The 13,037-nt window shown below is 41.6% G+C and carries 10 protein-coding genes; 3 read left to right on the top strand and 7 right to left on the bottom strand.

The features are described from left to right. Positions 1-474: SLC13 family permease (locus VK080_RS10780; RefSeq protein ID WP_324224779.1), on the top strand; the 474-nt coding region annotated here is incomplete at its 5' end. A gap of 221 nt (positions 475-695) precedes the next feature. Here the strand turns inward: VK080_RS10780 and VK080_RS10775 are convergent. Continuing rightward, on the bottom strand, positions 696-1,394 hold the full coding sequence (locus VK080_RS10775) for a Crp/Fnr family transcriptional regulator (RefSeq protein WP_324224778.1): 699 nt from the start codon (positions 1,392-1,394) through the stop codon (positions 696-698). Between the two features lie 306 nt (positions 1,395-1,700). On the opposite strand from VK080_RS10775, the gene VK080_RS10770 reads away from it, so the two are divergent. Next, complete coding sequence (locus VK080_RS10770; RefSeq protein WP_324224777.1) at positions 1,701-3,308, top strand: catalase; 1,608 nt, start codon at positions 1,701-1,703, stop codon at positions 3,306-3,308. Positions 3,309-3,445: 137 nt separating this feature from the next. On the opposite strand, the gene VK080_RS16035 is transcribed toward VK080_RS10770, so the two are convergent. From VK080_RS16035 to VK080_RS10745, 6 genes are all read right to left on the bottom strand, one after another. After that, entirely contained in the window at positions 3,446-3,733 is a 288-nt protein-coding gene (locus VK080_RS16035; RefSeq protein WP_414672242.1) for a DUF4367 domain-containing protein, read from the bottom strand. A 163-nt stretch (positions 3,734-3,896) separates the two neighbouring features. Beyond that, positions 3,897-5,498: an ABC transporter permease gene (locus VK080_RS10765; RefSeq protein ID WP_324224776.1), complete on the bottom strand. Its 1,602-nt coding sequence runs from the start codon at positions 5,496-5,498 to the stop codon at positions 3,897-3,899. Continuing rightward, positions 5,498-6,394: an ABC transporter ATP-binding protein gene (locus tag VK080_RS10760; RefSeq protein ID WP_324224775.1), complete on the bottom strand. Its 897-nt coding sequence runs from the start codon at positions 6,392-6,394 to the stop codon at positions 5,498-5,500. Before VK080_RS10760 ends, VK080_RS10765 begins: the two co-directional genes overlap by 1 nt. Positions 6,395-6,407: 13 nt before the next feature. Next, positions 6,408-7,040 carry a TetR/AcrR family transcriptional regulator gene (locus VK080_RS10755; protein ID WP_324224774.1) on the bottom strand — a complete coding sequence of 211 codons (633 nt, stop codon included), beginning with the start codon at positions 7,038-7,040 and terminating at the stop codon, positions 6,408-6,410. 493 nt (positions 7,041-7,533) lie between these two features. Beyond that, positions 7,534-10,392 (bottom strand): UPF0182 family protein, encoded by a 2,859-nt coding sequence (locus VK080_RS10750; protein WP_324224773.1) that lies wholly within the window; start codon positions 10,390-10,392, stop codon positions 7,534-7,536. A gap of 158 nt (positions 10,393-10,550) precedes the next feature. Beyond that, a complete protein-coding gene (locus tag VK080_RS10745) occupies positions 10,551-11,027 on the bottom strand; it encodes a YndM family protein (RefSeq protein ID WP_324224772.1) in 477 nt (158 codons plus the stop codon). A 502-nt stretch (positions 11,028-11,529) separates the two neighbouring features. Between VK080_RS10745 and VK080_RS10740 the strand changes: the two genes are divergently transcribed. Next, positions 11,530-12,843, top strand: a complete 1,314-nt coding sequence (locus tag VK080_RS10740; RefSeq protein WP_324224771.1) for a YdcF family protein — start codon at positions 11,530-11,532, stop codon at positions 12,841-12,843. The last annotated feature ends 194 nt before the right edge of the window (positions 12,844-13,037 follow it).

Genomic DNA, 13,037 nt, shown 5'->3' with positions numbered 1-13,037 from the left:
TTGACTATAGTGGCCATGACATTTGGAGGAATTCTTGAGCATACAGGCATGTTAAAAGCGATTGTCAGCCGGATCCTAAAACTGGCAAAATCCGCAAAAAGCCTGATTCCTACAACAATCCTATCAAGTTTTTTTACAAATGTAACCTGTTCAGAGCAATACATTTCAATTGTCGTGCCATCACGAATGTACAGTGAAGTTTACAAAAAGAAAAGCCTGCATTCCAAGAATTTGTCACGAGCCTTGGAAGATGGTGGAACATTAACGTCAGTATTTGTTCCCTGGAATACATGTGGTGTATTTATTTTTGGAACACTGGGAGTGCATGCGTTTGAGTATGCACCATACGCCATCCTGAATTTTTCAGTTCCAATCATTTCAATCCTTTTGGCTTTAGCAGGCATCGGCATTGCCTATTTAAAAACCGGACCTAAAAGAACTGAAATCAAGGCTGATGATGCTCAATCAGGGTGATTACGGAGCTTGCAATCAATGTAGGGTATGGCGTCTGTCACTGGACAGATTCTATACCCTTTATTATGCACTTGATTATTTTAACTTTGGCGTTGCTTGGAGCCGGACGTTGCGCAATTTGAGCTGGGTGTCGCGCGATTTATGCACTGTCGTAAACTAAGTGCATAAATCGCTTCCCACTCTTCTCTTACACCTGTTGCTTAAAGAGCTTAAAACTGCCGTCACTCAGCAATCGACGCCAGTGCATCCAAGTCGGAAATTTTGATTTTCCGCTGACCGGTTTGCGCAACCAAACCTTTTTCTTCAAAATTTGCAAGACGGCGGCTGAGTGTTTCCTGCGTCGTACCAAGATAAGATGCGATATCTTTTTTGCTCATCGGCAGTGTTATTTGTGAAGATGTCCCTTTTTCAGCCTGCTCCAACAAATACGAAGCCAGCCGTTTTTCAACATCCTGAGAGCTTATCCGTTCGATTGTTTTTTCAGCATCTTTCAGCCGTTTGCTGCTTTCAGCGAGAATTTTAAAGGAGATAGCCGGCTTTTCTTCCAGAAGACCCTGTAAATCCGACTTATGAATGGCGCATATTTCTGTCGGTTCAACTGCTTCAGCAAAGCTGGTCAGCCACTCATCTGTGAACACCGCCAATTCCCCCATAAAATCGCCGGGCTCCAGAATGCGGATCAATTGTTCTTTGCCGGATTCTGACAGATTATAAATTTTTACCTTCCCCTTATGCACGATATACAGGTATTCGGACGGATCCCCCGCCTGAAAAATAATATCCTTTCTGTCATACGATTGACTCCTGCTTGCGCGGGCAACTTCAAATTGCTCTTCATAGTCAAGATGATTGAAAATCGGCACCAATGACACACACAATTTTTTCGCCTTATCATTATTTTTTAGACTCTCGTTACGCATGCCAGCGCCTCCTCTAGTTACTGTAATGATTCTACTATCATTATAACGCAACTGTATCATTTTTCGCACAATGACAAGCTGAAAGAGAAGTGATTGTTGTTTCTCCCTGCGTCTGTTCTGTCCTAATCAGGGAGTTTTATATTCTAACACTTAAAGTTCAGTCAGGATGCCTAAGACATTTGTTTCTAAAGCTGCACTGAATGACGTTTTTACTTTAATTAAAAACAGCTCTTAAGAAATGGATTAATTGTCCCATGATTGCACAAAATGAAAAGGATAACAACACAAAAGATGGAGGTTAATGATATGACTAGAAACCACGATAAACACAACCAGACAAACATTGAAAATGAAGACACACTGACCAACCGGCAAGGACACCCTGTCACAAACAATCAGGATATACGGACAGTCGGCAATCGTGGACCTGCTACATTGGAGAACTATGATTTTATTGAAAAAATAAGTCATTTTGACCGTGAGCGTGTTCCCGAGCGGGTAGTACATGCCCGTGGAGCTGGTGCCCATGGTTATTTTGAATCATACGGCTCCGCTGGAAATGAACCTGTTTCCAAATATACACGGGCAAAGGTATTTCAGGAAAAAGGAAAACGTACGCCAGTGTTCGTACGTTTCTCAACCGTTGTCCATGGCACGCATTCCCCGGAAACATTGCGTGATCCTCGCGGTTTTGCGGTGAAATTTTATACAGAGGACGGAAACTGGGATCTGGTCGGCAACAACATTAAAATCTTTTTCATCCGTGATGCCATCAAATTTCCTGATATGATTCATGCATTTAAGCCTGATCCCATTACAAATATTCAGGACAGTCAGCGTTTCTTTGATTTCTGTGCCAATTCACCGGAGTCATTTCATATGGTGACGTTCATCTACTCACCATGGGGTATCCCGGCGAACTACCGGATGATGCAGGGATCCGGTGTCAACACGTATAAATGGGTTAACCATGAGGGAGAAGCTGTCCTTGTCAAATATCACTGGGAGCCAAAACAAGGCATCAAAAACCTGACAGTTAAGGAAGCAAATAAAATTCAGGCAGAAAACTTCAACCATGCGACACAGGATCTATATGACGCAATTGAACGCGGAGATTATCCGGAGTGGGAGTTATATGTGCAAATTATGAGTGATGGTGAGCATCCGGAACTGGCCTTTGACCCGCTGGATGACACAAAAATCTGGCCTGAAGATCAATTTCCATGGCTCCCGGTAGGAAAATTAGTATTAAACAAAAACCCGGAAGATTACTTTACTGAAGTGGAACAATCCGCATTCGGTACAGGCGTGCTTGTCGATGGCCTTGATTTTTCCGATGATAAGATGCTCCAGGGACGGACATTCTCCTACTCCGACACTCAGCGTTACCGGGTAGGCGCCAATTATTTGCAGCTACCAGTCAATGCCGCCAAAAAACGGGTCGCCACCAATCAGGAAGGTGGAGCCATGCGGTATGAGCCTGAACGTTCTCCCAAAAAGAACCCGCATATCAATTATGAACCATCGTCGTTAGGGAACTATAAGGAAGCGGAACAAGTTGGCAAGGAATACACACCAAAAGTGGAAGGGAAGCTTGTCCGACAATCAATTGACCGGAATGATAATACCAAACAAGCGGGTGAGACATTTCGCTGGTTTGATGACTGGGAGAAAGACGAATTGATTTCGAACCTGGTTGGCGACATTTCCGAATGCACACAGGAGATCCAGGATAAAATGATCGCACTTGCCGAGGAGGCAGACGAGGAATACGGACGTCGTTTGCGTGAAGGATTGGAAGAAGCTGCAAAAATGATGTCAGACGGTTCAAGCAGAAATCCGCTCGGCAATAAGGATGCGGAAAAAGCCCCAGGTAAGGCAGTTGAGAAAGGAAAGGACTCCGATCCGTATTAAATCAGGAAAATCCCCCTTATTATATCAAAAAGATAACGATATTGGTGATCGCTAAAAGTCATAAAGAGTCTGTCTCAGATCCACCATGATATCTGAGCAGACTCTTTATTTCTTATATAGATTATGGCCGTGTTAAGCTAATTAAGATTGGATAAATCAATAGATTGCGCTACTTTTATCAGCTGATCTTTCGTTAAATCGGATGAATGAATGATAAATCCATAATTTTCAGTCAAAATGTATAACGATTCTCTCTTTTTTTCATTGACAACATAGGCATTGTGACCGCCTATGCTAAGCTGATTTGAAGCTTCAGTTTTAATTTGCTTAATTCTTTGATCAATACGGGCTCGGTCGTCGCTATTAAATGACTCCTGCCAGAATTTTAATATTTCTTCATCTTCCTGATTAAAGGTAACCGACACATGCGAACCGGAACCGGATGCGCGTTTTACAATATTGCCAACCTCAATATGATTTCCAGGTGAATAGCCTGGTAATCTTAAGTCAAAACCTGATGCTTTAATATCTCTGAGTTTCTCTTCATTTTGGTCATCTATAACCAGCTGCAGACCTTTCGTTTATTGATTATCCTTGAATATCCCGTTTATTATAGCCTAACATCCCCACAACTGTTAACCCAATCGCAACAATGGTTAAGATGATAACAGGCGTCCATTCCATTTCATCGACAGGCAATTCAGGAATATAACCGAATGGCGACAACTTGCCAACCCAATCCGGGAATTGAAATATGTTGCCGAAATACAGGACGACAAACGAATAAAACAGATACAGCCAGACAAGGGGGCTTAATTTAGGCATAAATCCGATAAGAAGCACTGCCAAGCCAATCATGACAAGAACAGCCGGATAATAGGCCAACCCGGCGCCAAAAATCTTTCCAAATTCAAACGGTTCCACCGTGACACTTACGCCTGCCGCCCAAAGCCCTGCCACAGCCAAGGAAAGCATCACCACACCATTGATGACAGCAATCATTAAATACCCTGAGAAGAGGCGTGTTCGCGACACTGATCTTCCCAGTAAGTGATCGAGCCGGTTCTTCTTTTCTTCACCGTTTAATTTAAGCACAGCCATTACAGCTGGCAGCGTGGCAATCAAGGCCATCACAAACATCAGCACAGACACAAATTTTATAGTAAACGAAGAGCTTTCATTAGAAGCCAACACTTGCCTTAAGACTTCACTGCTTTCGAAAAATGACTCCAGATCACCCATAACCGAGCCGTAAGAAACACCGACCAATATCATAGCAATCGCCCACGAAATAATTCCGGTACGCTGCAGTCTGAGCGCCAAACCGAATGGGCTGAGCAAAGTTCGTGAGGCATGTTTTTTACCGGGCCTTGATGGCAAAAATCCGGCATCAAGGTCGCGGATGGCGTTCAAATAAAATGCAAGAGCCACTAAAATGATCGTACCGCCAGCCAGCAGTAACAGTACCCACCAGTTATTGTCACTGTACACCTCAGCAGCCGTCACCCATCCTAATGGTGAAATCCAGGATAATGCTTCATTGCTGACATCCCCTATCGCCCGTATGAGATAAGCAATCAGCAACAGTGCCAAAGAAAATCCGAAAGCAGTACGGGCGTTTTCCGTGATTTGTGTCATGAGCGCGGTCACCCCAGCGAAAAACATCCCTGTCATCCCTAATGTCAGACCATATAATAAAGATCCTGACAGACCCATACTATCGATTCCTAAAGCATATAAGCCGACACCGGCCATAATAGCCAGCAAACTATTTAATAAAATCAGATTAATAAATGACGCATTCAAATTGGCAAGTTTTCCGACCGGTAATGCACGGATCAGCTCTAGTCGGCCGTCCTCTTCATCAGCCCGCGTATGACGATTCATCAGCAGGATATTCATTAAACCAACAACGACTGCGGTCAACAGCAGCATCTGATGCGCGGTCATGGCACCAATCGTGTAATTTTCCAAATCACCGGGACCAACCATTGCGGTCATCGCCGGGTTTTCCATTGTTACGGCCATCGCATTACGGTCAGCCTGAGATGGGTACAAATCCAAAAAAGCAAGCGGAACACCCAATGTGAAAAATGTCAATGCTAACAGCCAAATCAGCATCCTGAAACGATCCTGCCGCAACATAAATCCCATCAGTTTCCCTGTATTGGAAAATGACTGCTGATTCATCAGGATACACCCCCTGCTCCCTCGTAATGGCGCATAAATAAATCCTCCAGTGTCGGCGGGGCACTTTCCAGTTTCACGACACCGAACTGGCTGATATGCCGGATGACATTATCAAGGTTTTCACTGTCAACCTGCAGTGAGAGTATCTGTTCTTTTCGTTCAACATTATGAACACCTTTCATCTCATCCAGATTAGTAATTGGCTGCTTCGTCTCCACATTCAGATTGGTTCGTGTTAAATGGCGTAATTCATCCAATGAACCTGATTCAATAATCTTCCCGTCCCGGATAATACCTACACGGTCACAGAGCCTCTCCACTTCTGACAAAATGTGACTCGACAGTAAGATACTTTTGCCTGCCTCCCGAGCTTCCATCACACATTCCTGAAAAGTAAGTTCCATCAGAGGATCAAGCCCAGATGTCGGCTCATCCAGAATATACAAATCGGCATCCGAGGCAAATGCTGCAATCAGCGACACCTTTTGCCGATTCCCTTTTGAATACGTTCGGCATTTATTTGAAGGGTCAAATTTAAATTTCTCAATCAATTCTTCGCGCCGTTCTTGATTCATAGTGCCGCCGCGAAGCTTCATAAACAGATCAATAACCTCGCCGCCGGTCAGATTCGGCCACAAATTCACATCTCCCGGAACATACGCGATCCGCTTATGGATATCCACTGCATCCTTCCATACATCTTTACCAAAAATGGATGCATGCCCGCTTGTGGGCTTCAGCATTCCCAATAAAACACGGATGGTTGTCGACTTGCCTGCACCGTTCGGACCGATAAATCCGTACACTTCTCCTTTCTTAACTTCAATATTAATCTCATCCACTGCTTTGAAGTTTCCAAACACCTTTGTGAGATTTTCCGTTTTTAAAAGCGTCATTTGCCCTCTCCCCCTACTTATAGAAGCTTTTCTTCAATATATCCAGATACGCATAAAACGCTTCCCAATATGGATTAAAATCGACAGATGACAATTTTTGATCTTTCAGACGGCTGACGACCTCATTCTGGTAACCATCCATTGCCCATTGAATTAATTTAAAAACTTTTTCAACATCGATATCATCCCTAAACAAGGTCTTGTCGATATTTTCATACATAATTGCATATCCATCCGCCAACAACTGTTCATAATGCTGTGCCAAATATGGCGGAAGATCTGGTTTGCTCTCCAGAAAAAATGTTCCAAGAAAATTAAACAAACTCGGGTTCTCTGCAAAACATGTCATTTTGACTTGGGTGGCCAGTCTCATCCGTTCAATAAAATCCGTCTCGTTCATATCGATTAAATTCAAATATTGGTCACGGATGATTTTTAGTGCATACTCAACTAAATAATGATACAGCTCTTGTTTGCTTTGAAAGTAGTAAAATAGCATCCCTTTGCCAATCTGAGCATTTTTGACAATTTGATTGGTGGATGCCCGCTCATATCCGTTTTCAGCGAATTCCTGAAACGCTGCATCCAAAATCCGTTGTTGTTTATCATGATCAAGGTTTTGAAATTTATCAGTAATGTTTTTCACCCCTTTACTGTCATTGTATTCATAAAGACGTCTGTTTAGACCACCTTGGTCGATTGCATCATAGCATTTTAGACCACACTGGTCAATACATTTATGATTAATCTAAACCGTTTTATTTTTACTATTGTCATACCGTCATTCACCATTTCGGCTATCTGTTTTTTCCGCTTATTACACCTTTGATAGAAAAGAAAATGAGCCCTTTTATCAATGCAATAGCTAGTGCGCTTCCTCCAGCGAATTCCGCCAATTTATTTTCGATTTTTCATTAACGCTAAGTAATAAAGCAAAAATACCACAGTGGCGTACACTGTAGAGGACCCTTATATAGAGTGACACTTCATTCAATCGAGCGTTTGTCTCCACTGAATGTTAGTTGAGCAGAATCGGGCATTTACGGACAGTTAGACGCCGTTCTTTGGCGGATTACTGTCCGTTACATGCGGGACAAAAAAATCGGGATGCCTTACGGCGCATCCCGATTTTTTCTATGCTATTCTTCTTGATTATCCGATGATTCTGCGTTATCTTCAGGCGCCTGGGAGCCCTCAGGATTATCAGGCGTATCGGCATTATTGCCTCCATTGGATGTCTCCATTTCATCCAGCATACTTTCCAGCTCACTCATGATCTCAGCAGCTTTCTGCCAGTTCCCATCAGACAAGGCTTGCTGGTATGACTCAAATAGGTCGGAAAACTCCTGTAGTCTTTCTTCTGCCTCCATAATTGGCTCTGAAGGATCCGGTTGTTCCTCTTGTTGATCTTCCTGGCCTTCTTCATCTTCCTGCTGTCCATTACCCTGACTGTCAGAATCAACGATGTTCAGTATCTCTTCAAGTGCTTTATCAAAGTTTGCCTCCATGACAATGTGGTCACCGTATGCCACCACAACTCTTTTGACTTCCGGCAGTGATGTTTCATTATTGGATTCGATGTAGATTGGTTCAACGTAGATGATAGTATCTTCAATCGGTATGGCAAGCAAGTTACCGCGAATGACTTCTGAGCCACCTTGTGACCACAAGTTCAATTCCTGAGATATTTCACTATCCTGATTAATCCGGTTCTCGATTTGCTGCGGACCATATATATTCCGCTGTTTAGGGAATTGATACACAAACGTTTCACCATAATGTTCCCCATCATTCCGCACACCTATCCAGGCAATCATATTTTGCCTGTTTTTCGGCGTATATGGCATCATCAGGATAAATTCTTCCTCATCCTCTTCAGGCAATTTCATCGTTGTGTAATACGGTTCCATCTCGATATCTTCATTGAAATACCGCTCTGTCGGAAATTGCCATGTATCCTCGCGATTGTAAAACACTTCTAAATCGGACATATGATAAGTACCATACATCTTAGCCTGAACCTTAAACAAATCTGTCGGGTACCGGAAATGGGCACGTATATCCTCAGGCACCTCTTCCGTTATGAGTTCAGGGAATATATTTTGGAACGTCTTTAGTAATGGATCTTCCGGTTCAGCTGCATAGAAATTCACTTCACCTGTATACGCATCAACGGTTACTTTTATAGAGTTTCGAATATAATTTGTCTCACCCTGAAAAGCCTCTGAATACGGGTAATTTTCAGCCGTCAGATACGCATCAATCATCCAGACCAGACTGCCGTCATCCCGCACAACTAAATAAGGATCCTCATCATAGGTGAAAAACGGTGCAATTCGATTGACACGGTCCATGATATTTCGGGTTGCAAGCAGCTGACTGTCTTCTGTTAACTGATCAGAAACTAGCATCCGGAAGTTACCTTCACTCAATGCAAATATTAAGCGATTAATACCACTTAACGGGATCCCTTTATCTGCTTCATACTGTGTATTGACATTTTCATCGCCTGAAGGGTAATCAAATTCTTCCACCGCGCTATTGGTAATCACATTTGGAGCATTTTCCTCACCAAAATAGATTTGTGGCCGACTAACGTCCATGACACCTTCAGGGGGCAGATCCTGAAGCATATATTCCGGCTGTCCTTGTGCTGTCACCTTATTGACATGACTCATCGCAACACCATAGCCATGTGTATACCGCAAGTTCTGGTTAACCCACGTTTGGGCTTGATCAGGCAGATCAGACGTATTCAGCTCCCTTGCCCCCAGGAATACTTGCTCATACTCACCATCAACTTCATAACGGTCAATGTCGACATCATTGAATTCATAATACGTACGGAAGGTCTGTACTTGATTATAGACATCAAGTAATGGGCGCACATCGTTCATGCGGACGTTATCAATCGTATCAGCGTTTCGCTCCACCATTTCTGCATCCAGTGAATGATTGCCCGGATGTTCTTTCTCACTAATATTATTTAAATCATAAGCAGCCCTTGTGTAATTTAAATTATCATCCAAATACGGTTTTTCCATGGAAAATTCATTTGGTGAAACAACAAAATTTTGCACAGCCAATGAAGCACCCTGGCCCACGATAACCAACCCAATATAGATGGCAATTGGCGTTATCATCGTCTGTATGTTGCCCCTGATGAGTTTGATGATCATCCAGACCGTCATGAGAACAGCCACTGCAGCCAGGATATACGCTTTCGGAATGTTGACGACATCATCCGTATAGCTTAAGCCGTTCACAATACTTTCCTGAAACAAATTGACCTGGGTCGTCGACAACGTTCCAAACGGCTGCAAGAGATGAAAACCTGCCAAAAGCAACCCAATCAATCCAAGCGTTATGCCAAGATGGAGTTGTGCCGATCGACTCATCCGATACATACCGAACACAGAATAGGCGGCAATTTCCACCAACAGGAAAAAGATACTCAAACCTAACAGGACAAAAACGACTAAATTCAGCATCGGCAAAACAAACACATAAAAGGAAACATCCAAACCAAAATATGGATCTGTCTGTCCAAATGAAGCATGATTGAGCAATTTCAGTGCTTGTTCCCAGCCGACCCCCTGAATGATACTGCTTCCGAATAGTCCGACTACAGCTGATATACCAAGCATCATCAGCATCATAGTCTTTCGTCTGTCCAGAATTGGCGGTAACTGACTTGAGTCAAAATGTTTTATGTACGAGCGACGAATCCAGTAAAGCGTTATAAATGTACCGATAGCAAATAAGACAAATCCGGCAGCACCCAACAGCACTTTACTTGTTAAAATGGTTGTAAAAACACCTGAAAAGTCAAGTGAATCCATCCAAATATAATCCGTAATCAGCTGCAGCGAAAATAAACCTGCTATCACTACCAGGATAATCGCAAGTACTATATATCCAATCCAGTTAAACTTCTTATTCCACGTTATTTTCCGGCCGCGGTTAGAACCGTTTGACCCTCCATCAAAAACATCCAATATTTTCTCTCCCCCTACTAACCTCTGAAAAATCGCATGTCACATCATGATTTCAGTAAAATCCTCATTACCATGATACATGACAAACGTTAGAATTTAAAATGATTGTTACTCATTCCTACGATTAATCTGGGGGAGAGGTTTCAAAAACTCAGGGATTAATTTTTATCATCATTTTTATCATGATGATTCTCTTTTTCATCTGTCAGAGTTTCCGAATCAAATTCCTCTGCAAATTCAGTCTGCAGTTCGCCGGCTCCTGGCGTTGTTTCACGTTCTTCAAACGCATCTTCTTCAAGGTTCTCGATCATATACGTATGTATGAACGGTTCACAGCATGTAATAAAAAAAGCTGCCATCAGGGAAGTCGTGGCAATTGGAATACTTGCTTCAATGAACAGACTCCCCAGCAGCCAAATCGACAGAAATGCCAGTGGAAAATCGGCAATCGAAGCAGTCACATTACCAAATCTGCGTAGTACAAATAAATCGCCGATGAGAAATGCAAGACCAGTTGTCAGCAAACTGATCCAAAATAAATTCATCACATCCGCATTGTAAAAAATACCAAATAACGAGAATACGGTAACACCAATTGCAAGCGCTTTAATACCCAATGTTTTTAAATAAACCATTAAAGATACCCATCCTTTCCAGAGTTCATCATATTTTAGTGTGGCTGAAAAGTATGGGAATATACATGACAGCGCGGCATCTGTATTCAACAAAAATAAAGTTGTATCATTTTAACGAGCGAAAGCTGCATTTTTCCATCCAAAATTCTACAGCTTTTCTAAAGGATCTTGAGGGTTGAAGCCTCTTAAGAAATCATATAATTCTTAATTCCCACCACGCAAAACAGACCATTTACCCAAACCAAAGATTTTTTCATGTCATAATTGTGACTTAAGATACTCGTTATTTTTTCATCATTCGGTATAGTTTAATAAGTAGAATATTTTGTTGAAAAATTACTTTAAAGAGAGGTGTCGTACATTAGAAGTTCGTAAACTTGGACAAATGTCATGTTAGCAGTGCTGGAATAGTAATCAATTGTCATTTTCAAGATACAAATGTTAATAATGTCGGTCAAAATTCTGTACTTTTTAAAATTAACAAAGTGAGGTGTAATGATACATGAAAAAAATATTTAACATTTTAATCAGTGCATTATTGATATTTAGTTTAATGCCTTTCTCAAATGTATCAGCAGAAATGCATCACAATTCAAAGAGTCTGGGTAAGCTAATAAGTGAACTAATATATTATTATGGGGAAGAAGCACATACTGACGTTTTAAGAACGCTCGACCTAATGGAGGAAGAATCCCCAGAAGATTATAAAATATGGCATTCAGTCATTGATCAGTGGGACTGGATTGAAAATGAAATGAAGGAAAATTTAAATGTAGCTCCTGATGGTTTGCCAGAAGATAACAAGCATGTATTTGTTGTCTTAGGATTTGCTTTAGATAATAATGGTGAAATGAAAGATGAATTAATTGGTAGACTAGAAGTTGCTCTAAATAGTGCAAACAAATACCCTGACGCTTATGTCTTAGTAACCGGCGGCGTAGAGAAAAACGGCTGGACTGAAGGCGATCGTATGCATGATTGGCTAGTGGATCACGGGCTTTCAGAAGACAGAATCATTGTAGAAAATGAAAGTTCAAATACTGTTGAAAATGCATCGAACAGTTTTGATATTTTGTACAATGATTATGATATTGACACATTTTCTATGATATCCAGCCAATATCATTTAAAAAGAGGAAGTATATTCTATTACACCATGTCACAGTTAAAGGCCAAAGAATTTGACAAAGATCCTATTGAATTTTTAGGAGAAGGTAATGCTGGTTGGTATCGAGAAGATAAAACAGAAGAACCTTGGTCTTTAAAAATAAGAGGTATGTATCAAATTGCCGGTGTAGAGGAATCCAAAGATTTACCAATTTCTAAACTGGAAAAGCTAAATATTGAAGGTGACTTAGAGTATAGCTTAAATGAAAAATTAAATTTAACGGTTTATGCACAATATGATAATGGTTACCAGCGTGATGTTACGGAACCTTCAGATATTACAGGATTCAATTCAAATGAAATTGGTGATCAAGAACTTGAAATTCGTTATGAAGAAAACGGCAAAACAATCAATAAAAACATTACAGTTAGCGTTGAAGCACCGTCACTATATAGTATGCAACAACAGGTGGAAAGCTTACGGGACAAAGGGGAACTTGCTGATGATAATGTGGCAAGATCGCTGGATGTTCATCTTGCTGCAGTAAAGCGCTTTGAAGAAACAGAACAAACGGAAAAAGTGCTAAAACATCTGAATGGTTTTCAAAACCTCCTCGATTATCAGCGAGACGAAGAGCTTATTTCTGATGACGCTTACGATTTGCTGGAAAGTAACACAGAATATTTAATAAAAGAAGCATCCTTATGAGACATTTTCGGATTTTGGTTATCAAGGGAGCTTAAGTAATAAAAGTAAATATTGAGGCTGGGACAAAAGCATTTTTATTAAAGAAAAATCCGAACTTAAGTTGGTGCCTATGTCCCGCTCCGGAAATATACTTGGTGCTCGTCGTGTTGCATGAGGTGTCGGAGAAGCAGCACTCCTCGCAACTCGCAGTTTAC

This window comes from Lentibacillus sp. (assembly GCF_035301925.1).
GTDB lineage: Bacteria > Bacillota > Bacilli > Bacillales > Amphibacillaceae > Lentibacillus.
This window is presented reverse-complemented; position numbering and strand designations above follow the sequence as displayed.

Coding starts and splice junctions, on each gene's coding strand:
- VK080_RS10775 (WP_324224778.1), bottom strand. CDS start 1,394: ATGCGTAACGAGAGTCTAAAAAATAATGATAAGGCGAAAAAATTGTGT.
- VK080_RS10770 (WP_324224777.1), top strand. CDS start 1,701: ATGACTAGAAACCACGATAAACACAACCAGACAAACATTGAAAATGAA.
- VK080_RS10765 (WP_324224776.1), bottom strand. CDS start 5,498: ATGAATCAGCAGTCATTTTCCAATACAGGGAAACTGATGGGATTTATG.
- VK080_RS10760 (WP_324224775.1), bottom strand. CDS start 6,394: ATGACGCTTTTAAAAACGGAAAATCTCACAAAGGTGTTTGGAAACTTC.
- VK080_RS10745 (WP_324224772.1), bottom strand. CDS start 11,027: ATGGTTTATTTAAAAACATTGGGTATTAAAGCGCTTGCAATTGGTGTT.
- VK080_RS10740 (WP_324224771.1), top strand. CDS start 11,530: ATGAAAAAAATATTTAACATTTTAATCAGTGCATTATTGATATTTAGT.